Annotated in this window: 24 protein-coding genes; 10 read left to right on the top strand and 14 right to left on the bottom strand. The window is 70.3% G+C overall.

The features are described from left to right. Window positions 1-48: 48 nt before the first annotated feature. The 4 genes from rhaS to ACLIME_RS12380 all read right to left on the bottom strand — a co-directional run bounded on the left by rhaS (window position 49) and on the right by ACLIME_RS12380 (window position 4876). Window positions 49-1110 (bottom strand): rhamnose ABC transporter substrate-binding protein, encoded by a 1062-nt coding sequence (gene rhaS / locus ACLIME_RS12395; RefSeq protein WP_085514253.1) that lies wholly within the window; start codon window positions 1108-1110, stop codon window positions 49-51. Between the two features lie 70 nt (window positions 1111-1180). Further along, the gene (locus ACLIME_RS12390; RefSeq protein ID WP_079706408.1) at window positions 1181-2281 is read right to left on the bottom strand and encodes an ABC transporter permease; all 1101 of its coding nucleotides are present in this window, start codon (window positions 2279-2281) and stop codon (window positions 1181-1183) included. Continuing rightward, complete coding sequence (locus ACLIME_RS12385; RefSeq protein ID WP_079706409.1) at window positions 2274-3326, bottom strand: ABC transporter permease; 1053 nt, start codon at window positions 3324-3326, stop codon at window positions 2274-2276. Before ACLIME_RS12385 ends, ACLIME_RS12390 begins: the two co-directional genes overlap by 8 nt. Further along, window positions 3323-4876, bottom strand: a complete 1554-nt coding sequence (locus ACLIME_RS12380; protein WP_411557100.1) for a sugar ABC transporter ATP-binding protein — start codon at window positions 4874-4876, stop codon at window positions 3323-3325. Before ACLIME_RS12380 ends, ACLIME_RS12385 begins: the two co-directional genes overlap by 4 nt. Before the next feature lie 197 nt (window positions 4877-5073). Between ACLIME_RS12380 and ACLIME_RS12375 the strand changes: the two genes are divergently transcribed. The 3 genes from ACLIME_RS12375 to ACLIME_RS12365 all read left to right on the top strand — a co-directional run bounded on the left by ACLIME_RS12375 (window position 5074) and on the right by ACLIME_RS12365 (window position 8615). Continuing rightward, window positions 5074-5778, top strand: coding sequence for a response regulator transcription factor (locus ACLIME_RS12375; protein ID WP_411557099.1), 705 nt, complete (start codon window positions 5074-5076; stop codon window positions 5776-5778). A gap of 4 nt (window positions 5779-5782) precedes the next feature. Further along, entirely contained in the window at window positions 5783-7216 is a 1434-nt protein-coding gene (locus tag ACLIME_RS12370; protein WP_411557098.1) for a sensor histidine kinase, read from the top strand. Window positions 7217-7583: 367 nt separating this feature from the next. Next, window positions 7584-8615, top strand: coding sequence for a LacI family DNA-binding transcriptional regulator (locus tag ACLIME_RS12365; RefSeq protein ID WP_411557097.1), 1032 nt, complete (start codon window positions 7584-7586; stop codon window positions 8613-8615). A gap of 18 nt (window positions 8616-8633) precedes the next feature. On the opposite strand, the gene ACLIME_RS12360 is transcribed toward ACLIME_RS12365, so the two are convergent. Together ACLIME_RS12360 and ACLIME_RS12355 are read right to left on the bottom strand one after the other, a co-directional pair. Continuing rightward, window positions 8634-9065, bottom strand: a complete 432-nt coding sequence (locus tag ACLIME_RS12360) for a type II toxin-antitoxin system VapC family toxin (RefSeq protein WP_411557096.1) — start codon at window positions 9063-9065, stop codon at window positions 8634-8636. Next, window positions 9062-9388, bottom strand: a complete 327-nt coding sequence (locus ACLIME_RS12355; protein ID WP_274500162.1) for a FitA-like ribbon-helix-helix domain-containing protein — start codon at window positions 9386-9388, stop codon at window positions 9062-9064. Before ACLIME_RS12355 ends, ACLIME_RS12360 begins: the two co-directional genes overlap by 4 nt. Before the next feature lie 262 nt (window positions 9389-9650). Between ACLIME_RS12355 and ACLIME_RS12350 the strand changes: the two genes are divergently transcribed. After that, on the top strand, window positions 9651-10580 hold the full coding sequence (locus ACLIME_RS12350) for a C40 family peptidase (RefSeq protein WP_411557095.1): 930 nt from the start codon (window positions 9651-9653) through the stop codon (window positions 10578-10580). 134 nt (window positions 10581-10714) lie between these two features. Further along, window positions 10715-12127, top strand: a complete 1413-nt coding sequence (locus ACLIME_RS12345; protein ID WP_411557094.1) for a carboxylesterase family protein — start codon at window positions 10715-10717, stop codon at window positions 12125-12127. Between the two features lie 15 nt (window positions 12128-12142). Here the strand turns inward: ACLIME_RS12345 and ACLIME_RS12340 are convergent, their stop codons facing one another. Next, the gene (locus tag ACLIME_RS12340) at window positions 12143-12685 is read right to left on the bottom strand and encodes a hypothetical protein (RefSeq protein ID WP_411557093.1); all 543 of its coding nucleotides are present in this window, start codon (window positions 12683-12685) and stop codon (window positions 12143-12145) included. 75 nt (window positions 12686-12760) lie between these two features. After that, the gene (locus tag ACLIME_RS12335; RefSeq protein WP_411557092.1) at window positions 12761-13321 is read right to left on the bottom strand and encodes a TetR/AcrR family transcriptional regulator; all 561 of its coding nucleotides are present in this window, start codon (window positions 13319-13321) and stop codon (window positions 12761-12763) included. Window positions 13322-13365: 44 nt separating this feature from the next. Here ACLIME_RS12335 and ACLIME_RS12330 point away from each other — a divergent pair, with 44 nt between their 5' ends. Further along, window positions 13366-13731, top strand: coding sequence for a DUF952 domain-containing protein (locus tag ACLIME_RS12330; RefSeq protein WP_411557091.1), 366 nt, complete (start codon window positions 13366-13368; stop codon window positions 13729-13731). A 110-nt stretch (window positions 13732-13841) separates the two neighbouring features. Here ACLIME_RS12330 and ACLIME_RS12325 read toward each other — a convergent pair whose 3' ends face one another. Together ACLIME_RS12325 and ACLIME_RS12320 are read right to left on the bottom strand one after the other, a co-directional pair. Then, window positions 13842-14855, bottom strand: coding sequence for an LLM class flavin-dependent oxidoreductase (locus ACLIME_RS12325; RefSeq protein ID WP_411557090.1), 1014 nt, complete (start codon window positions 14853-14855; stop codon window positions 13842-13844). A gap of 52 nt (window positions 14856-14907) precedes the next feature. Continuing rightward, entirely contained in the window at window positions 14908-15606 is a 699-nt protein-coding gene (locus ACLIME_RS12320; protein WP_411557089.1) for a helix-turn-helix transcriptional regulator, read from the bottom strand. A 73-nt stretch (window positions 15607-15679) separates the two neighbouring features. Between ACLIME_RS12320 and ACLIME_RS12315 the strand changes: the two genes are divergently transcribed. Then, the gene (locus tag ACLIME_RS12315) at window positions 15680-16465 is read left to right on the top strand and encodes an alpha/beta fold hydrolase (protein WP_411557088.1); all 786 of its coding nucleotides are present in this window, start codon (window positions 15680-15682) and stop codon (window positions 16463-16465) included. Here the strand turns inward: ACLIME_RS12315 and ACLIME_RS12310 are convergent. Then, the gene (locus ACLIME_RS12310) at window positions 16462-17178 is read right to left on the bottom strand and encodes an NADPH-dependent F420 reductase (RefSeq protein WP_411557087.1); all 717 of its coding nucleotides are present in this window, start codon (window positions 17176-17178) and stop codon (window positions 16462-16464) included. The genes ACLIME_RS12315 and ACLIME_RS12310 overlap by 4 nt on opposite strands. A gap of 136 nt (window positions 17179-17314) precedes the next feature. Here ACLIME_RS12310 and ACLIME_RS12305 point away from each other — a divergent pair, with 136 nt between their 5' ends. Then, on the top strand, window positions 17315-17620 hold the full coding sequence (locus ACLIME_RS12305; RefSeq protein WP_079706423.1) for a DUF3072 domain-containing protein: 306 nt from the start codon (window positions 17315-17317) through the stop codon (window positions 17618-17620). A 14-nt stretch (window positions 17621-17634) separates the two neighbouring features. Continuing rightward, window positions 17635-18891: an NAD(P)/FAD-dependent oxidoreductase gene (locus ACLIME_RS12300; RefSeq protein ID WP_411557086.1), complete on the top strand. Its 1257-nt coding sequence runs from the start codon at window positions 17635-17637 to the stop codon at window positions 18889-18891. 44 nt (window positions 18892-18935) lie between these two features. Here ACLIME_RS12300 and ACLIME_RS12295 read toward each other — a convergent pair whose 3' ends face one another. The 3 genes from ACLIME_RS12295 to ACLIME_RS12285 all read right to left on the bottom strand — a co-directional run bounded on the left by ACLIME_RS12295 (window position 18936) and on the right by ACLIME_RS12285 (window position 20852). Further along, a complete protein-coding gene (locus ACLIME_RS12295) occupies window positions 18936-19859 on the bottom strand; it encodes an SMP-30/gluconolactonase/LRE family protein (RefSeq protein WP_411557085.1) in 924 nt (307 codons plus the stop codon). 29 nt (window positions 19860-19888) lie between these two features. Continuing rightward, on the bottom strand, window positions 19889-20320 hold the full coding sequence (locus tag ACLIME_RS12290; RefSeq protein WP_124767599.1) for a hypothetical protein: 432 nt from the start codon (window positions 20318-20320) through the stop codon (window positions 19889-19891). A 91-nt stretch (window positions 20321-20411) separates the two neighbouring features. Beyond that, window positions 20412-20852 carry a GNAT family N-acetyltransferase gene (locus ACLIME_RS12285; RefSeq protein WP_159876129.1) on the bottom strand — a complete coding sequence of 147 codons (441 nt, stop codon included), beginning with the start codon at window positions 20850-20852 and terminating at the stop codon, window positions 20412-20414. A 158-nt stretch (window positions 20853-21010) separates the two neighbouring features. Here ACLIME_RS12285 and ACLIME_RS12280 point away from each other — a divergent pair, with 158 nt between their 5' ends. Then, window positions 21011-21952: an aldo/keto reductase gene (locus ACLIME_RS12280; RefSeq protein ID WP_411557084.1), complete on the top strand. Its 942-nt coding sequence runs from the start codon at window positions 21011-21013 to the stop codon at window positions 21950-21952. The last annotated feature ends 113 nt before the right edge of the window (window positions 21953-22065 follow it).

Genomic DNA, 22065 nt, shown 5'->3' with positions numbered 1-22065 from the left:
CGCCGAGGAGTTCCTGAGACAGGGCAGTCGGGTGTGACTGGGTGACTCCTAGAAGTCGTACTTGTCGATGTTCGACGCGTCGAAGGTGGTCGGCGGGCCGACGATGACGGTGCCGTCGGCGCCGACCTCGCGCTCACCGAGGTCGCCGGCTTCGAAGGTGTCGCCCTCCTTGCCGGTGATCGTGCCCTCCGCCAGTGCCTTGCCGGCGAACGCTGCGACGTAGCCGAGCTGAGCCGGGTCCCACAGCGCGAACGCGGTGACGGTGCCGTCCTTCACGAACGGACGCATCTCGTTCGGGAGGCCGAGGCCGGTCAGTGCGACCTTGCCCTTGTACTCCGAGGTGGAGAGGTAGCGGGCGGTCGCGGCGATGCCGACCGTCGTGGGCGAGATGATGCCCTTGAGGTTCGGGTGCGCCTGGAGCAGACCCTGGGCCTCCTGGAACGACTTCGTGTCGTCGTCGTCACCGTAGACCTTGGCGACGAGCTTGATGTCCTTGTAGTCCGGGTTGGAGGCGAGCTCCTCCTCCATGTACTTGATCCACTCGTTCTGGTTCGTCGCGTTGGCCGTGGCCGAGAGGATCGCGATCTCGCCCGAGCCGCCGATCTGCTCCGAGATGAGCTTCGTCTGGATCAGGGCGACGTCCTTGGCGACGACCTGGGAGATGAAGACGTCGCGGCAGTCCTTGCTGGTGTCGGAGTCGAACGCGACGATCTTCGCGCCGCCGTCGCGGGCCTCCTTGAGGGCGGGGCAGACGGCGTCGGGGTCGTTCGCCGCGATGACGATGACGTTCGTGCCGGCCTGGGTCTCGGCGTTGATGAACGACACCTGGCTGGACGCGCTCGCCTCGAGCGGGCCGACGACCTCGGTGGCGCTGAAGCCGGCAGCCTTCGCGCCGTCCTTGCCGCCGCCGAGCACGACGTCCGTGTACGGGTTGTTGAGCTGCTTGGGGATGAAGGTGATGCTCTCCGCGGCACCGCCGCCACCGCCTGATCCCGCGGAGTCGCCGGTGGCGCACCCCGTCGCGATGAGTGCGAGGGAGGCTGCTGCGGCGATGAGGGCCGCTGCGCGACGGGCCGAACGGCCTGCTGCGCGGTTTCGAATCGACTGCATTGTCTGTTCCTTTCTGGATACGCCTGGTGCTGTGGCGTGGGGTGCCCCGAGGGCTGCGCCGATCGGGAGATCAGTGCTGGGGCAGGCTGCGTCGGATCCGTCGGTGGTGGTTCCACTGCTTGACGGATTCGAAGATACTGGGGCCGACCACCGAGGCGATCAGCAGGGTCCCGGTCACGATGATGAGGACGACATCGGAGACGCGGCCGAGTCGGAGCGCGTAGTTGATGGTGCCGATGAGCAGCACACCCGCGACGACACCCGGGATGGACCCCTTGCCGCCGAAGATCGAGACACCGCCGAGGAGCACGGCCGCGATGACGGCGAGTTCGAGCCCGGAGGCGTTGTCGCTGCGGGCGCTCGAGTAGCGGAGCGTCCAGAACACCCCCGCGAGGGCGGAGACACCGCCGGTCGCGACGTAGAGCCAGAACTTCGAGCGGGCGACCTTGATGCCGACGAAGCTCGCGGCCTCCGTGCTGTACCCGAGCGCGTACAGCCCGCGGCCGAAGGGGGTCAGGTGCAGGACGACCCCGAAGGCGAGCACGACGACGAGGACCCCGACCATGACCACGGGGATGCCGGTCGAGCCGATCTTCGACGTGAAGAACGCGGTGAGCTCGGGCGGGAAGTTGGCGACCGCGTTGTCGCCGATGACGACGAGCGCGAGGCCGCGGAACAGCGCGAGCGTGCCGATCGTCACCGCGAGCGACGGGAGTCCGACCACCGCGATGAGGAAGCCGTTGAACGCGCCGGCGACGACTCCGACGAGCAGCCCGATGAGGAGGACGACCCCGATGTCCATCCCGCCGCCGGCCCACAGCACACCGATGACGGCGCTCGTGAGGCCCGCGGTGCTTGCGACGGACAGGTCGATCTCGCCCGTGATGATGACGAGCGTCATCGGCATCGCGATGAGGAGGATCGGTATGACGTCGAGGAGGAGGAAGCCCACGGTGACGGGGGAGGCGAACCGCGGGATGAGCAGGCAGGCGCCGATGACGACGACGAGCAGCGCGTAGATCATGATCGCGTCGCGACCAAGGAGGATGCGCGAGGCACCGGTGCGGCCCTTCGGTTCGGCCACGAGCACGCCGGTGGTGTCGGTGCCGAGCGGGCCGGAGCCCTTGGTGAACGGAGCCTTCGGGGCTGCCGGGGTCTTCAGATCAGACATCGCGTGCCTCGCTCATTCGCAGTTTCTTGGCCGTACGGAGGCTGGCGACGCGGTCGATGATGATCGCGGCCAGGATGAGGATGCCCACGATCGCCTGCTGCCAGAACTTGTCGACGCGCAGGGCGGTGAGGGCGCTCGTGATGGTGGTGAGGAGGATCGCGCCGATCGCGGCACCGGCGACCGAGCCGCTGCCGCCGAAGATCGCGACACCGCCGACCACGGCCGCCGCGACGACGTCGAGCTCCATCCCGGACCCGGTGGTCGCGCCGACGGAGTTGAAGCGGGAGGCGTAGAGCACGCCGGCGAGTCCGGCGAGCAGGCCGTTCGCCAGGAAGGCGAGGAAGACGCGGCGGCCGACCGGGATGCCGAACAGCTTCGCGGCGTCGGGGTCCGACCCGATCGCGTAGAGGTCGCGGCCGGATCGGGCGCCGGCCATGTAGACGGCGACGACGACCACGACGAGGATCGCGATGAGGGTGATGACCGGGAAGCCGAGGACGGTGTCGACGGACAGGTTCCCGAACGCGTCGGGTCGGTCGTCCGCGAAGTACTGCGTGCCACCGGCCCACGCGTTGTTCAGGCCTCGGTAGATGTAGAGCGTGCCCAGGGTGATGACGAGGGCGGGGACCTTCGCGATCGTGACGAGCGCACCGTTGATCGCGCCGAGCACCGCACCGAGCAGCATGGCGATGGCGAACACCGCGATGATCGGCAGCTGCGGCATCGTCGCGAACATCGTGCCGGTCGCGAAGGCCACGAGCCCCAGGATCGAGCCGACGGACAGGTCGACGTTGCGGGTGATGATGACGAGCGCCTGACCGACGGCGAGGATGATCATGATCGTCGCGTTGAGCAGGAGGTCCTTCACCCCCTGTGCCGACAGGAACAGCGGGTTCGCGAGGTAGGTCACGAGCACGAGCACGACGAGGGCGACGGTGACCGGGAGCTCCCGGAGTCGCACGATCGACGCGATCGGGTTCGTCGTGCGCTCGGTCGCGACGGTGACGGGGCCGCCGCCTCCCGGCTTGGTGGTGGTGTCGGTCATCGTGCGCCTTCCAGGGAACCGGTGGCCGCGTGCATCACGGTCTCCGGGGTCGCTTCTTCGCGGGTGAGCTCGGCGGTGATCCGGCCCTCGTGCATGACGAGGACGCGGTCGGCCATGCCGAGGACCTCGGGCAGTTCGGAGGAGATCATGAGGATCGCGATGCCGCGGCCGGCGAGTTCGGAGATGAGGCGGTGCACCTCGCTCTTCGTGCCGACGTCGATGCCGCGGGTGGGCTCGTCGACGATGAGGAAGGTCGGCTCGGTGGCGAGCCACTTCGCGAGGACGACCTTCTGCTGGTTGCCGCCGGAGAGGGTGGAGACCGCGTACTCCTGGGAGCCGGTCTTCACCTGGAGGCGGGCCGACCACTCCTCGGCCGCCTCGCGTTCGCGGCGGCCGGAGATGATCCCGAACCGCGCGAGCCGGTGGCGGAGGGTGAGGGTCGCGTTGCGGGCGACGGACAGGTCCATCACGAGACCCTGTTTGCGGCGGTCCTCGGGGACGAAGCCCATGCCGGCGTCGATCGCGGCCTGCGGATCGCCGGCCTTGACCGGCTTGCCGTCGAGCGTGACGCGTCCGGTGTCGTAGGGGTCGATGCCGAAGACGGCGCGGGCGACCTCGGTGCGCCCGGCGCCGACGAGCCCCGCGAGGGCGACGATCTCACCCGAGCGCACCGTGAACGAGATGTCGGAGAAGACGCCGGCGCGCGACAGCCCGTCGACGGTGAGGACCGCGTCGCCGATCTCCGCGTCCTGCTTGGGGAAGAGGGCGGCGATGTCGCGACCGACCATCTGCCGGACGATCGCGTCGACCGTCGTCTCGCTCGTGACGTGCGTGGCGATGTAGCGGCCGTCGCGCATGACCGTGATGCGGTCGCACAGCGCGAAGACCTCCTCGAAGCGGTGGGAGATGAACATGATGCCGGCGCCCGCGTCGCGCAGGGAGCGGGCGACCTGGAAGAGGCGGTCGACCTCGACGCCGGAGAGCGCGGCGGTCGGCTCGTCCATGATGAGGACCTTGGCGTCGAGCGAGATGGCCTTCGCGATCTCGATGATCTGCTGATCGGCGATCGACAGGCCCTCGGCGACGCGGTCGGGGTCGATCTGGACGCCGAGGCGGTCGAACAGGGCGCGGGCGGCCTTCCGCATGGCGCCCGTGCTGATGAGTCCGAGGCCGTTCTTCGGCTGGCGGCCGATGAAGATGTTCTCGGCGACGGTGAGGTCGGGGAACAGGGTCGGCTCCTGGTAGATCACGGAGATGCCCGCGGCCTTGCTGTCGGCGACCCCGCGGAAGGCGACGGGCTTCCCGGCGAGGGTGAAGTCGCCGGCATCTGGGGTGTAGAGCCCGGCGAGGATCTTCACGAGCGTGGACTTCCCGGCGCCGTTCTCGCCGACGAGCGCGTGGATCTCGCCGGCCTCGATCTGGATGGTGCCGTCGGCCAGGGCGACGACGGGGCCGAAGGTCTTGGCGGCTCCGATGAGGGAGAGTGCCGGCTGGGCGCTGCGCCCGACAGGTTCGGTGCGCGCCGGTTGCGCTGGATGGTCGATCGTCATTGAGGGTCCGTTCCTCCACGGTGAGGGGCTCGCTCCCGGCGGGATGTGAATCGATTCAGGGTCGGGAGCACCTGCACTGTATGGCCGTCGGATCGCGGGCGGCAAGGCGAAGCGGTCGTTCCTGACAGGACCTTCAGAAACGGCGCCCCGGTCGGCTCGCCTAGGCTGTGGATGCTCGATGGCGAAGGAGGACGACCGTGCGGATCCTCGTCGTCGATGACGAACGCGAGATGGCTGGCCTCCTGTCCCGCGGTCTCGGGTCGGACGGCCACGACGTGACGACGGCGTTCGACGGCCCGACCGCGCTGGACCTCGCGCGGCAGGCGATCGCGCCGGTGTCCGGCGTCGACGCGGGCTTCCAGGTCGCGGTGGTCGACGTCATGCTCCCCGGGCTCTCCGGATTCGCCGTCTGCCGCGAGCTCAAAGGCCTCGACCCGACGCTCGCGGTGATCCTGCTCACGGCGCGCGACGCCGTGGACGACCGGGTCCGTGGGCTCGACGCCGGAGCCGACGACTACATGATCAAGCCGTTCGCCTTCGCCGAGCTCGCCGCCCGGATCCGCGCGGTCCGGCGTCGGGACGCGCTCACCGTGCAGCCCCGCTTGGACGTCGGTGGGCTGACGCTCGACCTGCACCGGCACCGGGCACGCGTCGGCGACCACGACGTGCCGCTGAGCGGGACCGAGTTCGACGTCCTCCGGGTGCTCGCGACCGATCCGGGCGTCGTCGTCTCCCGGGCGGCCATGCTGCGGGAGGTCTGGGAGACCTTCGACAACATCGACCCGAACGTCGTCGACCAGTACATCAGCCGCCTCCGTCGCAAACTCGACCTGGCGGAGGCGGGCGTCCGCATCGTGACGAGCCGCGGCGTGGGGTTCTCGCTCGTCGCCGCAGGGAGCTGAGGGCGTGTCGTCGGACCGTCGCCGGTCGACGCGGCACCACGGCATCCGCACGCGGATCGCCGGGGGCAGTCTGCTCATCGCCGTCGTCGTGTCGCTCTTCGCCGGACTCGCGATCAACGCTCAGCTGGAGCGCATCGTCCGCGACGGCACCGTCCAGGCGCTCCGCAGTGACGGCGCACAATACGTGTTCGCGCTGCAGGCGAGACCCGACGACCCGCTCCAGGGACCCGGCCTCGGCACCCGCATCGCGGTCATCGCCCCTGACGGCTCCATCCCGGTCTTCAGCCTGCCGACGACCCTCGCCGCGCAACTCCCGGCGCTCGCCGCGACGCGGGAGGTCACCACCGTCGACGCCGGTTCAGCCACCTACATCCTGTTGTCACAGCCCGTGACCGTCGGTGGCGACACCTGGTACGTCATCGCCGGACGCGACGAGGCCGAGGAGACGACCGTCCTCGTCCAGATGCGCCTCCTGCTCGTCGGGTCTTTCGCACTCCTCGTCCTCGGTGTGGCGGCCGGCGGGTGGATCCTGACGACGGTGTCGCTCCGGCCCGTCACCAGGCTCCGGGTGAGCGCGCAGAGCCTCAGCGAACGGTCGACGGACGAGGTGCTGCCGGTCGGCCGCGCGGACGACGAGATCGCGCAGCTCGCGATCACCCTCAACGACCTGATCGAGCGGCTGCGGGCCTCGGCGGACCGCGAACGGCAACTCGTGTCCGACGCGAGTCACGAGCTCCGCACGCCGCTCGCGATCCTCCGCACCCAGCTCGAGCTCGCGCGCCTCGAGGACTCGTCGCGCGAGCAACTGCTCGCCGACATCGAGGGGGCCGAGCGCAGTGCGACGCGGCTGTCGGCGCTCGTCACCTCGCTGCTCGAGTTGTCCCGCATCGAGGCGGCGACGCCGGAGGAGCGGACGAGCGCGGCCAGGTTGGAGGCCGACGTGCTCGAGGCGGTCGAGCGCGCGCGGTTCCGGGTCGCCTCTGACGACGCGCTGGCCGGGATCGAGGTCGAATACGTGAGCGCGATCGCTGAGAGCGGGCCGGGGGAGGGCGCGGCGGTGTACGCCGTGCGCGCCGACGATGTCGGTCGGGTCGTCGACAACCTCGCGGGGAACGCGCTGCAGGCCTTCACCGAGCGCGGGGGTGCTCCGCGCCGGGTGTCGGTGATGCTCGACGACGACGGCGGTCAGCTCACGCTCCGGGTGTCGGACAACGCCGGAGGACTCGACCCGGCCTTCGAACCGCGGGCGCTCGAGCGGTTCAGCCGGTCGGATGCGACGCGGTCCTCCGGGCACGGTTCCGGGCTCGGGCTCGCGATCGTCGCCGCCATCGCGCGCAACGCGGGTGGGGCGATCGTGCTGCACAACCGACCCGGCCACGGTCTCGAGGTCGTCGTCACCCTGCCCACCGCGTCGGCCCTGCCGGTCGATCCCGCCTGATCGTCGCCCCGTTCTCAGGAGTCGCCCGGTGTGTCGGGGGCGGGCGGGGGCGCCGCGCCGGGGAACTCCTGAGTTGGGGACGGGGGCGGGTGGATGGCCCGTTCTCAGGACTCGCCCGGTGTGTCGGGTTGGGGCGGGGGCGCCGCGCCGGGGAAGTCCTGAGTTGGGGACGGCGGCGGGTGGATGGCCCGTTCTCAGGAGTCGCCCGGTGTGTCGGGGTCGGGCGGGGGCGCCGCGCCCGGGAACTCCTGAGTTGGGGACGGAGACGACCGGGCAGCCGACTGCGCGGGCGCGATGAGTCACTGCGTGCAACAATGAGCCAGCCCGTCCGGCGTCGCCTGGCGGGTCTGACAGACGAAGGGGAGCTGTGAGCGCGAGCGTGAAGGACGTCGCGGCGAGAGCCGGCGTCTCGGTCGGGACCGTCTCCAACGTGCTGAACCGCCCCGAGAAGGTCTCGCCCGTCACCGTCGACCGCGTCCACGCGGCGATCGACGAGCTTGGCTTCGTGCGGAACGACGCGGCCCGTCAGCTCCGGGCCGGTCGCAGCCGCAGTGTCGGCCTCGTCGTGCTCGACGTCGGCAACCCGTTCTTCACCGACGTCGCCCGCGGTGCCGAGGACCGGGCCGATGCGGAGGGGTGGTCGGTCCTGCTCGGAAACAGCGACGAGAGCATCGACCGTGAGCGCGCCTACCTCGACCTCTTCGAGGAGCAGCGGGTCGCCGGCGTGCTCATCACCCCGCTCGGCGACGACCTCACCCGGCTCAGCCGACTGCGCGACCGTGGCACGCCGACGGTCCTCGTCGACCGGCAGACCGAGGACACGAGCTTCTCGTCGGTCGCCGTCGACGATGTCGCGGGCGGGCGACTCGCGGTCGAGCACCTCATCGGACTCGGTCGGCGTCGCATCGCGGTCGTGGGTGGTCCGTCCTCGCTCCGGCAGGTCGTCGACCGGCTCGCCGGTGCGCGCCAGGCGGTCGATGCGGCTGCAGCGGGTGGCGCCGAGGTCACCCTCGAGGTCGTGGAGACCACCGCGTTGACGGTGCTGCAGGGCCGTTCCGCGGGCGAGACCATCCGGAACCGTCCTCGCGACCAGTGGCCCGACGGGGTGTTCGCTGCCAACGACCTCCTCGCGATGGGGGTCCTGCAGGCGTTCAGCATGCTCGGTTCGGTGCGCGTGCCGGACGACATCGCCCTGATCGGATACGACGACATCGACTTCGCGTCGGCGGCGGTCGTCCCGCTGTCGTCGATCCGTCAGCCGAGCGCACTCATCGGCCACACCGCCGTCGAGCTCCTGCTCCGTGAGGCGGACGCGGGCGCTCGACGCGTGCCCGAGCAGATCGTCTTCCAGCCGGAACTCGTCGTCCGGCAGTCGACGGTCGGCGTCGACCAGGCCTGAGTCTGGTGCCGTCCTGCGTCATGCCAGGTGGTCGGGGACCCACGGGTCGATGAGGTGGAGGCCGACACCGGCGAAGTCGCGCGTGTTCCGCGTCGCGAGAGCGGCGTCGGAGGATCTCGCGATGGCCGCGATGATCGCATCCTGAGGTCCGATGGGGTTGCCGGAGCGGCGTCGCGTCGTCATGAGCTCCGCGTAGTCGAGCGCGGCTTCCGCAGAGAAGGGGAGGACGCGTCCTGCGAAGTCGACGTCGAGTACGGTCGCCACGGCCCCGACGAGCGCCGATCGGCGAGCGCCTGCAGGGAGGCGCAGGGCTCCTTCGAGGAGCTCGGCAGCGGTCATCGCGGTGAGGTGGAGGTCGGCCTCGTCCTGCCGGTCGAGCCACCGGGCAACCGTGGGGTCGGGCCGTGGCCTGAACAGTTCGGAGACGACGTTCGTGTCGAGGATGATCACCTCGGGGCCGGGTCGTCCGCGTCGGCGCTCGCGGCATCGTCGAACGGATTCGGTCGGGTGGTCGTGGTGCGGTCGGGCAGTTCGATGACGAGTTCACCGTCGAGGTGGAGGTCGACGAAGCGCTGATGGATACGCTCCGCCAGCCCCGGTCGGTCGCTGTCGGCGGCCGAGGCGGCGCGGAGATCCTCAGCCGTCGTCGTCCTGACGGCCGCAGCGAGGATCGCCCGGATCTCCGCCTCCATCGATCGTCCGTGCAAGACGCCGAGCTGTTGCAGACCGCGTTTCGTGTCCTCGTCGAGATTCCGGACGGTCACCGTGGGCATGTCGTCACCTCTCGTGGGAAGGGAGTGCTAGCACGATGCTAGCAAATCGGTGATCCGTGCTTCATCGGTCCTCCACAGGCCTCGCCAAGCGGAGGATCCTCTCAGGGACGTCCACGTAGGGTGGCCGTTTCGCCTCCCTCGGACCGGGCAACCGGTCGACCGCGGTCATCGAGGGGCGGCTCTGCCGAGGCGATGCTGCACCCACCGAGCATGAACCGAGCGCGCCCCCGACGCGACCGAGACCCAGGACGGTACCCCGTACATGACCAGCACCACCCCTGCGCGCGCCCTCGAGCGCCGCGACTCGAACACTCCGGCCGTGACCCCCTCGACACCCACCCGGACCGGCGGCCGCCACGTGGCCCTCAGCCCACGAGCCGCCCGTCGCGCGGCTCGACTCCAGGACGCCAGCTGGACCGCCTCCGCCGAGGAGGAGCGACGTCACGTCGACCTCGTGCCCACCAAGCGGCGCTCGGTCCCACGCGCCAAGAGCTCGTTCGCGAAGCGCGCCAAGCCGTTCGCCACGTTCGGCGTGATGACGCTCGCCACCGGGCTCTTCGTGTCCGTGTCGCTGCCGGCGGCCGCTGCGGGCGTCGACGTCGATGCGGCGACCGGTGGCGCGATCCCGTCTGCAGCGACGATGCAGTCGGTGTCGTACTCCGTGCCGTCGACCGCAGCCGATGTGCCCTTCGTGCGCGACGGCTACGGCGCAACCAGCCAGGAGGAGGTCGACGCCGCCTCGGCCGCCGCTGCAGCTGCCGCAGCCGAGGCGGCCGCGAGTGCATCCGCCGCCTCCTCGTCGTCCGCATCGGCTTCGGCGGGACGAACCTACGCGGCTCCAGCCGTCGCCCGATCCGGCGAGGCGATCCTCGCCTACGCGGCGCAGTTCGTCGGCGTCGTCCCCTATGGCAACGGCAACGACCCGTCCGACAGCTTCGCCTGCGACGGCTACGTGCAGTACGTCTTCGGGGCGTTCGGTGTGTCACTGCCCCGCGGCGCCGGTGCGCAGGCCGCGTCGGGCGTGCAGATCTCGGCGTCGGAGGCCGTCGCCGGTGACCTGCTCTACTGGCCGGAAGGTCACATCGCGATCTACGACGGCGCGGGCGGCATGTACGACTCTCCCGACTGGGGTCGCTACGTCCAGCACCGTCTGTCGATCTGGGGCGACCCGGTCTACATCCGCATCCCGTAGACGGTTTCCCCGTCCACAACTCCTGCTCGACCGGCCCTCGGTCGGCAGCTCGGCCCCGTTTGGGCTGCCGTGTCTTCGGTGTGAGCCCGTCGGGCAGGAGTTGTGCGCAGGCCGCTCGGGGATAGCGTGGACAGATGACCGAGTTGCACGCGAGCCCGACCTCCGACGCGCCAGGTGCGGAGTCCTCTGCGACCCCGCCGCCGGCGGACGCACGTGCCTTTGAGACCTCCCTCGGCAGGATCCTCGGTCGGGTCGACGGGGCGGTGATTCGGGCTCGCGGCATCCCGTACGCCCGCGCGGGACGCTTCGAGGTGCCGGTGCCGACCGGTCTTCCCGTCGGCGCCGACGGCGATCCGGGGCCGTTCCGGGCCTTCGAGCGGGCGCCGGCCTCACCGCAGCGTTCCTCCCGGGTGCTCGAGGCCGTCCTCGAGGGTGCTGGTGAGGGGATGGTCGACTCGGAGGACTGTCAGGCGCTCTCGATCACGGTACCTGCCGACATGCGCCCGGACGAGTCGCTGCCGGTGATGGTGTGGATCCACGGCGGGGCCTACGTCACGGGTGCCGGCGACCTCGACGTCTACGATCCGATCAGCCTGGTCGTCGAGCAGCGGGTCATCGTGGTGTCGGTCACGTACCGGCTCGGGATCCTCGGCTTCCTCGGTGACGGCGAGACGCTGCCGGCGAACCTCGGCCTGCTGGACCTCGTCCTTGCGCTCCGGTGGGTCCACGAGCACATCGCTGCGTTCGGCGGCGACCCGGGGTCGGTCACGCTCTTCGGGCAGTCGGCGGGCGGCGATGCGATCGCGCACCTCATGATCAGCGACGGCACCGCGGGGCTCTTCCAGCGCGCCATCGTCCAGAGCGCGCCGCTCGGCATCAGCAGTGGTCGGGCGAAGATGGCGAGCGCGATGATGCGGGCGGCCGGCAGCCCGACGCGGGACACCCCGGTGGTCGAGTTACTCGCGCTCGAAGAGCAGGTGGAGCGGGCGGCGCGACGGTTCGGACTGCGTGGCGGCATGGCGTTCGGCACCCAGTACGGTCACGCGCCGCTCCCGGCGGAGGCAGACCGCGACGCCGCCTGGCGGGAAGCCGCCTCGCGCATCGACGTCCTGATCGGCTCGACGACGGAGGAGACACGGCTGTACGTGCCGCTCATCCCGGCTTTCGCCCGTATGACCTCGATGCCGCTCGTCGGTGATCCGATCCGGCGGGCGCTCGTCGGCGCGACCACCCACGTGACCTATACGCGCGACGCCCGGAAGTTCGTCGAACGCCATCGGACGTCCGGCGGTCGGGCCACGCGGTACGAGCTCAGCTGGGCGCCGCCCGGCAGTCCCTACGGGGCGTCGCACGTGACGGACCTGCCCCTGCTCCTCGGCACCGAACGGTCGTGGAGCCGGACGGCGCTCATCGGCTCGGCGACGTGGGCCGAGGTCGACCGTCGTGGCCGCTTCCTGCGTCAGATGTGGGCCGATTTCGCGCGTGACGGGGTTCTGGCCGCAGACGCGACCGCGGGCCTGAGCGACGTGGTCACGCTCGACCGCTGAGCATGCGGCGGGTGACTACTCCTGGAGGGCCTTCACCGAGGGGAGCAGCTCCACGTAGCTGGCGTAGTAGATGACGCCGTCCCGGTAGGTCACGACGGGCAGGTAATCGGGGTCGTTCACGTCAGGAGCCTGGAGTGTGTCGGCGACCGGCGTGTCGATCTCGGTCCACCCGGCACTGATGAGCGACTGCTGCTGCGCGTCCCACTCGGCGCTGGTCATGGCTCCCTGCGCGTACCAGACGCGGATGTCGCCGCCGGAGCGGGTCCAGTAGCAACCGAGGCCGCCGGCGTCGATGATCGACTGCATCGTGTCGTCGAGGACGAAGATGTCGGGGTTCAGGACCAGCCCGTCCTCCGCGAGGCTCGCGTACTCCTCGTCCGTCAGGACGGTTTCGCAGGTCGCGTCACTGACGGGCTCAGAGGTCGCCGAGGGTGTGGGCGTCTGCGTCGGCGTCGCGGTGGTCGTGGAGGGCGACGACGTCTGCGCCGGGGTTCCCGCCGAACAGCCGGCGAGGCTGAGGAGGATGACGGCGAGGGCGGGGATGGTGGAGCGCTTCATGATCGTCAGTGTGTCAGACGACTTACACGGTCGGAATCGGGGCCGGCCCGGGTTGCGTGGCCGACGGATCGTGGGCTACTCGTCGACGACCAGCGCCAAGCACGCGCGGGCGTGCGCTCGTGCTTCGGTCGGCGTCGGCGCAGCGGACAAGCTGAGCAGCCTGCGTCGATGGGGTTCGCCGAGGAGCAGGGTGTAGAGCTGTTCCGCCCGCTCGCCGACATGGCCGGAGAGGAACGCGATCGAGCGGGCCGGGCCGGCGGCGTAGAAACCGGCGGCGACCTCCGGGAAGCGTGGAGATTCCGCTATCACGAGTCGGTGCAGCGCGATCGAGACGTCCGAGTGCAGCGCGATGACGAGTCGGGTGGCCGCGTCCTCGAGGGGTTCGGCTTCGGAGCCTGGCTCGTCGGCCGAGAGGAGATATCCGTGCTGTCGTTCGACCGCCGCCGTCAGCATGCCGGCGAGATCGCCAAACCAGGTGTAGATCGTCCGCTTCGTCACGCCCGCGTCGGCGGCGATCGCCTCGATCGTCGTCCCGCCGTACCCGTGCCCGGTGAACCGGCGGATGGCGGCGTCGAGGATCGCGTCGCGCCGTCGGTCACGTTCGGCTGCCGTCGGGCGACCACGTCTCGATTCCATGCTCTAATGATACGGTAACGTCTCATTAAAGGGAGAGGGTGGAGATGACGAAGATCCTGCATGTCGCGATCGTCGACGATTGGGAGGCCAGTCGGCCGTTCGGCGAGTACGAGGTGTCGACTCGAGCCGTGCCGTTCGTCGACGCCGGCTTCGTCCACGCGACGACCGCTGACCGACTGCCCGAGGTGCTCGAGCGGGTGTACGGGTCGCTTCAGCTGCCGCTCGTGCTCATCGTGCTCGACGTGGAGGAGCTGCAGGCGGCGGGCCTCCAGGTCACCTGGGCTCCGACGCCGCGCGTCATCGCCCCGCTCCCGACCGCCGGCCCGGCGATCACCGCCGAACTCCCGCTCGAGCGCGATGCGGCCGGCGCGTGGCAGGTGCCCGCGGCGCTCGCCGAGCTGTTGGGCTGAGTCCGGCGACCACAACTCCTGCAGACGGTTCGCCGTCGACCGTGGTGGCGGCGCCTGGTGCGCATGTCGAACTGCGGACAGGCGGTCGGCAGGAGTTGTGATCCCTTGGGCTACCCGAGTGACGGCTTGATGTCCTTGACGATCGACTCCAGGATGCGTGCGTTGAACTCGACGCCGAGCTGGTTCGGGACGGTGACGAGGACGGTGTCGGCCGCCTGCACGGCTGCGTCCTTCGCGAGCTCTGCGGCGATGACGTCGGGCTCGCCGATGAAGCTGCGGCCGAAGCGCGCGAGCCCGCCGTCGAGGTGTCCGACCTGGTCCTTCGAGTCGGCCTGGGCGCGCAGCCCGAAGTAGCGGCGCGTCTCATCGTCGATGAGCGGCAGGATACTGCGGCTCACGGAGACCCGGGGCTGCCACTCGTGACCGGCTTCGGTCCAGGCGTCGCGGAACATCTGGATCTGCTCGGCCTGCAGTTCGTCGAACGGCACGCCGGTGTCCTCGGTGAGGAGCGTCGACGACATGAGGTTCATGCCCTGCTCCGCCGTCCACACCGCCGTGGACCGCGAGCCGGCGCCCCACCAGATGCGCTCGCCGAGCTCCGGCGACTGCGGCTGGATCGCGAGCAGTCCGTTGGTCCCCGTCATCTGCGGGTTGGCACGCGCCACACCCGCACCGGCGATGGCCGCACGGAACACCTCGGTGTGCGAGCGGGCGATGTCCGCGTCGGTCTCGTCGTCGCCCGGCACGTAGCCGAACGACTCCGACCCGCGGAGCGCCGTCTCGGGTGATCCCCGGCTCACGCCGAGCTGCAGTCGGCCGTCGCTGATGAGGTCGGTGGCCGCCGCCTCCTCGGCCATGTAGAGGGGGTTCTCGTAGCGCATGTCGATGACGCCGGTGCCGAGTTCGATCGTCGAGGTCTTCGCCGCCATCGCCGCCAGGAGCGGGAACGGCGACGCGAGCTGTCGGGCGAAGTGGTGCACGCGCACGTACGCGCCGTCGACACCGACCTCCTCCGCCGCGACCGCGAGGTCGATGCTCTGCAGCAGTGCGTCACGCCCGGTGCGCACGCTCGAGCCCGGAACGTCTTGCCAGTGTCCGAAGGACAGGAACCCGATCTTCTTCACGCTGACTACAGCGTCGCGCGAGGTGGTTCTATTCCTCTGAATGGATCGCAGGTCACCGTCCCCGGCCCTGGACCGGCGTCGCGGTCACCGGTGGCTCGCCGACCTCGGCGACCGTGTGGCCACTGCACGCCGTCTTCGTCACGCTGGCCCGCTCGATGCGCGCGACCGTGAACCACCGCATCGCATCGCGCATCCGGCACCATCCGACGAGGTACCACTGACCGTTCGTCGACGCGAACAGCACGGGCTCGACGTCGCGGGTGGTCGTGCTCCCGGCCCGCGAGGTGTACCGGATGCGGACGACCCGCTGCTCGGCCATCGCCTCCTCGACTGCCGATCGGACGACGCGCGAAGCGGTCGGGGGTACATCGACCCAGATGCGACCGGCCAGTGCGTCGGCTCGTGCGCGGGTCCTGGGGTCGAGGACGTCCAGGATCTTCTGCACTCCGGCGGCTGCCAGATCCGCGTACGGGGCGTCGGGTGCCGCGGACACCGCCGACATGAGCGCCACCGCCTGCACCGGGGACAGGCTGACCGGTGGCAGTGTCGCCCCGACGGCCAACCCGTATCCGCCACCTGGTCCGGGGCGGGACCAGACGGGCGCGCCGCTGCGCTCGAGTGCCTGGAGATCCCGCTTCACGGTGCGCACCGAGACGCCGAAGTCCCTCGCCAACCGCTCGGCGGAGGTTCCTCGCGATCCACCCCGACGCAGTGCCTCGGACAGGGCGTGGAGTCGCTCCGCCCGCTTCATCGGCTCACGTGTTCGAGATTCATGACAGAAATAGTGACATACACCTGCCTGGAGCGCGCTTCAGGCTGGAGTCATGAACACACAGAACGACACCCCGACCATCGTCCTCATCGCCGGCCACTGGCTGGGCGCCTGGGCCTGGGACGACGTCATCGACCATCTCGACCCCGACCGCTCGCGCACCGTCGCGATCACGCTGCCCGGCCTCGACGGCGCCGATCCCGACCGGTCCAGCAGGACCCTCGACGACCAAGTGGCCGCGATCACGGAGGTACTCGCCCGGCGGGACGTCTCCGCGGACCACCCGGCCGTCATCGTCGCGCACAGCGGCGCCAACGCTCCCGTCACCCTGCTCCTCGACCGGCATCCGGAGCTCGTCCGCCGGGTGGTGTGGGTCGACTCAGGTCCGGTGGCGCCAGGAACCGTCTTCGCGCCGGACCTGCCGGACGACGTCGACGAGCTTCCGCTCCCGGGGTTCGACCTCCTCGCGCAGCAGGCGAGCCTCGACGGCTTGAGCGCCGAGGTCCTCGACCGGTTCCGCGCCCGGGCGGTCCCCGAGCCGGCGCCCGTCCTCCGACAGGCTGTCGAGCTGACCAACGACGCCCGCGCCGCCGTCCCGACCACCCTGGTGTGCTGCTCGATCCCCAGCGCGCAGGTGCTGGACCTGGCCCGAGGCGGACACCCCATGTTCGCCGAGGTCGCGGGGCTCGAGACCGTCGAGGTCGTCGACCTCCCGACAGGTCACTGGCCGATGTGGAGCCGTGCCGGCGAGCTCGCGGAGGTGATCCACTCAGCGGCGCTCAGCCCGCGTCCGCAGGGTCGAGACCGGTCCGACGCCGGGACCCGCCGCGTCGCCTAGTGGACGCCCGCCTCGGCTTCGGCCAACGCCCGCACCTCGGCGACCTCGCGGATCTCGTCGGCACCGATGTTCGCCCCGAAGAGCTCGTGTCCGGGTTCGAGGACGACGCCCGCGCGCAGCGGTCCGATCTCGACGGGGTCGAACCCGAGGGCGTCCACCACGGCCGAGACAGCTGCCCGGTCCGCGGGGGCGTCGCCGGCGATCGCGATGCCCTTGCGGCCCGGGGTGCCGGCCGGACGCGGCTCCCCGTCGAGGTCGTGGTACCCCATGTGGTTGAACGCCTTGACGACGCGCGACTCCGGCAGGAAGGCGGCGACCAGCTCGCTCGTCGACGTCTCCGGTGCGCTGAGGTCCTCGCGGTGTCCGTCGACCTCCCACCAGTAGTTCATGGCGTCGATGACGAGCTTGCCGCGCAGCTCGTCGACGGGCACCGACCGGTGCTTGCCGAGGGGCAGCGCGAGGATGACGAGGTCAGCCTGGGCCGCCGCCTCGGCGGCGGTCGTGGCGACGGCACCCGGCGCGAGGACGTCGATCGTCAGGGCGATCCGGGCGGCGTCGCGCGATCCGCTGATGAGCACCCGGTATCCGGCGGCGACCGCGAGTCGTGCCAGGACCGTGCCGACCTTGCCGGCGCCGAGGATGCCGATGGTGATGCCCTGCGACGGAGTCGGCTCGTCGGCGGATCGGTCGGTTCCGGAAGCGGTGTCGGACATGGGTCTCCTTCGTGGACGGTGCGGCCGCACGCGGTCGCCTGGGTCAACCGGGGGTCGTCCGTCGCTATTCCGACACCGATCGCTCGGGCCGCGCAACCCCTCCTGCCCGATCGCCCGCTCGACGTACCGTTGCCGCATGACTGACGCAGAACAGACCGATGCAACGACCCCTGACGCCACGACCTCCGGTGCACCCGAGACGATCGGCGCTACCGAGGAGACCCTCGGAGCACGAGGCGACGACAGCTCGACGAGCGCGAGCAAGGACCCCGAGGACTGGGTCACCGGCGACGAGCCGATGACCGGCCCGCAGCGCAGCTACCTCGACACCCTGGCGCGCGAGGCCGGCGAGGAGCTTCCCGCCGACCTGACGAAGGCGCAGGCCTCCGAACACATCGACCGGCTGCAGAACGCCACCGGTCGCGGTCAGTCCGGATCCTGAGCGCCGCCGCCACCGTGACCGATCCCAGGACGGCACAGCTCCATCACGAGGTGGTCGTCATCGGTGGCGGCAACGCCGGTCTCTCCGTCGCCGGGAGGCTCCGGCGATACGGCGTCGACGACGTCGCGGTCATCGAACCGCGGGAGCACCACCGGTACCAGCCGATGTTCTCGCACGTAGCGGGCGGGACCGCGTCCGCGTCGGTCGCCACGAGGCCACAGCACGCCGTGACGCCGAAGGGCGTGACCTGGATCCAGGACCGGGTCCAGTCCATCGACCCGGTCGCGAAGACGGTGACGCTGGAATCCGGCACCGCCGTCGAGTACGACCAGCTCATCGTCGCTCCGGGCATCCAACAGGATTGGGACGCCGTGCCCGGTCTGACGGAGGCGATGGCGTCGCCGGTCGGGATCTCCAACTACACGTTCGAGTACGCGCAGAAGGCCTCGCGCGTGCTCCGGTCGGTCCGCTCCGGCACCGTCGTGTTCACGCAGCCCGCCGGCCCCGCGAGCTGCTCGGGTGCCGCGCAGAAGCCGATGTACCTCGCGTGCGACTACTGGCGGCAGACGGGCGTCCTCGACGACATCCGTGTGGTGCTGGTCGTGCCCACACCCACGATGTTCGGCATGCCGATGATCGACGCCGAACTCGACCGCAAGGTCGCCGAGTACGGCATCGACGTGCGGTTCTCGCGCGAGCTCGTCGCGGTGGATCCGGAGCGGAGCGTGGTGACCATCGCGCAGACCGACCCGCAGGACGGCCCGGATCGCGGGCAGGACGGCGTGACGGGCGGACTCCGGGAGGAGATCCCCTACGACGTCCTCCACGCCGTGCCGCCGCAGTCCGCACCGGACTGGCTCGCGGCCACGGCGCTCGCCGACCCGGGAAATCCGGGTGGGTTCGTCGAGGTCGACTCGCTGACCCTGCGGCATCCGCGCTTCCCCGACGTCTGGGCGCTCGGAGACGCCGCCGCGGTGATGAGTTCGAAGTCCGGCGGAGCCCTCCGGCAACAGACGAAGACCCTCGCGAAGAACCTCGTCGCCGTGCGGTCCGGTCAGGAGCCGAGCACGGTCTACAACGGCTACTCGGTGTGCCCGTTCACGGTCTCCCGCGGGACGGTGGTGTTCGCCGAGTTCGACGACCGCTACCGCCCGAAGCCCTCGATCCCGTTCTGGAACGGACTCGCGAAGGAGCGTCGATTCACGTTCATCGCCGACCGCTACGTCCTGCCCTGGGTGTACTGGAACCTCATCCTGCAGGGGCGGGCGTGAGCTCCAGCTCGCGAACTGTCACCAACCGCTAGTCCAGCGCCCCGTCACTGTGCTGGAGTGACAGTTCGCGGGCTTTGGCGGGTGGCGGTTCGGATTCGGTAGAGAGATGTGCTGGCCGTGATGTAGAGGGTGCGGCCGTCGGGGTCGCCGAAGCAGACGTTCGCCGTGCGCTCCGGGACCGGGATGCGCAGGATGGTCGCGCCGGACGGGTCGAACACCTCGACGCCGTCACCCGCAGACGACCACACGTTGCCGTCGACATCGATCCGGAAGCCGTCGGACGCGGGTACCGCGGTGCTCGCGAAGGTGCGACCGGGGGTGTCGCCGGCGACGACCGAGACGCCGTCTGCTGCGACGTCGTAGGCCGCGATCCGGCGGGCGGCGGTGGCGGTGTCGGACACGTACAGGATCGACTCGTCGGGTGAGAACGCGAGCCCGTTCGGGTGCACCATCGCCGTGATCACCGGCTCGATCGCTCCGGTGTCCGGCTCGAAGCGGAAGACGTAGCACCCGCCGTACTCCTGCTCGCCGGGGTGGCCTTCCTCTCCGCTGGCGTCGATGCCGTAGGGCGGGTCGGTGAACCAGATCGAGCCGTCGGAGTGCACGACGACGTCGTTCGGGGAGTTGAAGCGGCCGCCGGACCAGTGGTCGACGAGCGTGATCGGGCCGTCGGGCCCCTCGATCTCGACCGCGCGGCGCCCGTGACTGCACTGCACGACCCGTCCCTCGCGGTCGATCGTGCGGCCGTTCGTGTACTCGGCGCCGTCGCGGAACACGGCCGTCTCACCGGTCGCGGTGTCGAACTCGAGGATGCGGTCGTTCGGGATGTCGCTCCAGCGCACGCGGCCGGTCTCCGCGATCCACGCGGGCCCCTCGCTCCAGATCGCGCCCGTGTACAGGTGCTCGAGTACGGCTCCTTCGGCGAGCAGCGGTGAAGGATCGGTCATGGTGACGTCGTCGTCGGTCATGACGCCCAGCCTATTCGGCAGGTGCCGGTCTACGCCTGGTCGATGGGGGAGGAGCCGAGGTTGCGGGCGCTCGGTCGGGTGACGGGCGGCTCGACGATCGACTCCAGGAAGGCCCACGCGTCCATTCGCCAGCGGTCACCGGCGACGTCGATCGCCTCGATCCGGAACGGTGGCGTGAGGATCGCGTCCCAGTCGATCGAGTCGAGGACGCGTCGCGGGATCATCTCGTCGACGTACGGTGCCTCGCGCTCCGGGTCCGGCGCGACCTCCGGTGCCTCGTCGTCGACGAGGTTCTCGAGCCGGTCGATCATCGCGTCGTCGAACGCCTGCATGCGCGTGATGAGCGCCTGGAGCTCGTCAGGCTCGAGGGCGGCGACGAGTTCGAGCAGGTAGGCGCGGCCCGGATAGGCCTCCGCGGGTACGTCGACGATGTTGTACCGGCCGTCGTCGGAGATCCACATACGTCAACGCTAGCCCGTCGCGGCTGGAGGCCTGCGGTGAGGTGCGTCGATTCGTCGTTCGAGTCGCCGTGGGACGACGATTCGCCGCACCTCAGGCGGTCGGGACCTGGCTCGGGTGGACGGGCAGCTGCGCGGCTGGACGGACGAGCGCCGTCGGGCCGGGATCGGTGAACCCGAACTGCTCGTAGAGGCCGTGCGCGTCGCTCGTGAAGAGTGTCCACCGGAAGTGCGCGCCGGGACCGTCGTCGATCATCGCCTGCACGATCCGCTTGCCCAGTCCGTGGCCGCGGTGGGCCTCGAGGACCACCACGTCGGCGAGGTAGGCGAAGCCGACGCCGTCGGACACCGCCCGAGCGAAGCCGACCTGTGCGCCGGTCTCCTCCTCGTACACGCCGATCACGCGCCAGGCGTCGTCGATCTGTGCCTCGACGTCGGTTCGGCTGCGCCATTTGGCCCAGTAGACCTCACGGAGCAGGGCCCACACGGCGTCCTGGTCGATGCGGTCCTTCGAGTCGTCGATGCGGTAGCCCATCGGCCCACTGTAGGACGGTCGGTGCCGGGCCGTGGAGAGCCAGTCCGGCCTCGGCGGCCCGCTCGTCATCGGGCGACACGACGGAATAGTCGAGCCGTCTGCGGGCTTAGCGTGAGGAGAAGTACCAGCGATGCACCGAACCTCTGGAGGATCATCAGATGACTCACGCCCGCACCACCCTCGGAACGTCCGACCTGTCCGTCTTCCCGCTGAACCTCGGCGGCAACGTGTTCGGCTGGACCGCCGACCGGCAGACCTCGTTCGACATCCTCGACGCCTTCGTCGCGGGCGGTGGCAATTTCATCGACACCGCCGACGGCTACTCCGCGTGGGTACCCGGCAACACCGGCGGTGACTCCGAGCGACTCATCGGCGAGTGGCAGGAACTCCGCGGCAACCGCGACGAGCTCGTCATCGCGACGAAGGTCAGCCAGCACCCCGACTTCCAGGGGCTCGCGGCCGACAACATCCTGAAGGCCGCCGACGCCTCACTCGAGCGCCTCCGCACCGACCACATCGACCTCTACTACGCGCACTTCGACGACGAGTCCGTGCCATTGGAGGAGACGGTGACCGCGCTGTCGTCGCTCGTCGACGCCGGCAAGGTCCGCTACCTCGGCATCTCCAACTACTCCGCAGCGCGCATCGCCGAGTGGTTCGAGATCGTCGAGGCCAAGGGGCTCCACCGCCCGATCGCCCTCCAGCCCCACTACAACCTCGTCGAGCGCGACTTCGAGGGTGAGCTGCGCACGATCGCCGAGCGCGAGCAGCTCGCCGTGCTGCCGTACTTCTCGCTCGCCAAGGGCTTCCTGACGGGCAAGTACCGCGAGGGGTCGAGCGTCGACAGCGTCCGCGCCGAGGGAGCCCAGGCCTACCTGGCCGACCACGCCGCGCTCCTGCCGGTCCTCGACGAGGTCGCCGCCGCCCACGGCGTCTCGGTCGCGACGGTCTCGCTCGCGTGGCTCCGCTCGCAGCCGACGGTCGCCGCTCCCATCGCGAGTGCCCGCACGGTCGAGCAGCTGCCCGACCTCCTCGCCTCCGCGACGCTCGAGCTCTCCGCAGACGAGCTGGCCGCCCTCACCGCCGCCTCGGTCGCGTAGGGCTCGCTTCACCCCGCCGGTCCCTGAGCGACCTCCTTCGGTCCCTGAGCTTGTCGAAGGGCGCACCTCGACAAGCTCGGTGGCCGGTGGGGCGTCCTCTCCGCGCTCCGAAA

The organism is Plantibacter sp. MPB07 (genome assembly GCF_046619465.1).
Classification (GTDB): domain Bacteria; phylum Actinomycetota; class Actinomycetes; order Actinomycetales; family Microbacteriaceae; genus Plantibacter; species Plantibacter auratus.
Note: the sequence above shows the minus strand (reverse complement) of the source record. Positions and strands in the feature narration are given on the sequence as shown.

Bases quoted from the DNA above. Each gene is read 5' to 3' on its own strand.
- rhaS (WP_085514253.1), bottom strand. From the start codon at position 1,110: ATGCAGTCGATTCGAAACCGCGCAGCAGGCCGTTCGGCCCGTCGCGCA.
- ACLIME_RS12390 (WP_079706408.1), bottom strand. From the start codon at position 2,281: ATGTCTGATCTGAAGACCCCGGCAGCCCCGAAGGCTCCGTTCACCAAG.
- ACLIME_RS12385 (WP_079706409.1), bottom strand. From the start codon at position 3,326: ATGACCGACACCACCACCAAGCCGGGAGGCGGCGGCCCCGTCACCGTC.
- ACLIME_RS12380 (WP_411557100.1), bottom strand. From the start codon at position 4,876: ATGACGATCGACCATCCAGCGCAACCGGCGCGCACCGAACCTGTCGGG.
- ACLIME_RS12355 (WP_274500162.1), bottom strand. From the start codon at position 9,388: ATGCCCACGGTGACCGTCCGGAATCTCGACGAGGACACGAAACGCGGT.
- ACLIME_RS12350 (WP_411557095.1), top strand. From the start codon at position 9,651: ATGACCAGCACCACCCCTGCGCGCGCCCTCGAGCGCCGCGACTCGAAC.
- ACLIME_RS12345 (WP_411557094.1), top strand. From the start codon at position 10,715: ATGACCGAGTTGCACGCGAGCCCGACCTCCGACGCGCCAGGTGCGGAG.
- ACLIME_RS12340 (WP_411557093.1), bottom strand. From the start codon at position 12,685: ATGAAGCGCTCCACCATCCCCGCCCTCGCCGTCATCCTCCTCAGCCTC.
- ACLIME_RS12335 (WP_411557092.1), bottom strand. From the start codon at position 13,321: ATGGAATCGAGACGTGGTCGCCCGACGGCAGCCGAACGTGACCGACGG.
- ACLIME_RS12330 (WP_411557091.1), top strand. From the start codon at position 13,366: ATGACGAAGATCCTGCATGTCGCGATCGTCGACGATTGGGAGGCCAGT.
- ACLIME_RS12320 (WP_411557089.1), bottom strand. From the start codon at position 15,606: ATGAAGCGGGCGGAGCGACTCCACGCCCTGTCCGAGGCACTGCGTCGG.
- ACLIME_RS12315 (WP_411557088.1), top strand. From the start codon at position 15,680: ATGAACACACAGAACGACACCCCGACCATCGTCCTCATCGCCGGCCAC.
- ACLIME_RS12310 (WP_411557087.1), bottom strand. From the start codon at position 17,178: ATGTCCGACACCGCTTCCGGAACCGACCGATCCGCCGACGAGCCGACT.
- ACLIME_RS12305 (WP_079706423.1), top strand. From the start codon at position 17,315: ATGACTGACGCAGAACAGACCGATGCAACGACCCCTGACGCCACGACC.
- ACLIME_RS12295 (WP_411557085.1), bottom strand. From the start codon at position 19,859: ATGACCGACGACGACGTCACCATGACCGATCCTTCACCGCTGCTCGCC.
- ACLIME_RS12290 (WP_124767599.1), bottom strand. From the start codon at position 20,320: ATGTGGATCTCCGACGACGGCCGGTACAACATCGTCGACGTACCCGCG.
- ACLIME_RS12285 (WP_159876129.1), bottom strand. From the start codon at position 20,852: ATGGGCTACCGCATCGACGACTCGAAGGACCGCATCGACCAGGACGCC.
- ACLIME_RS12280 (WP_411557084.1), top strand. From the start codon at position 21,011: ATGACTCACGCCCGCACCACCCTCGGAACGTCCGACCTGTCCGTCTTC.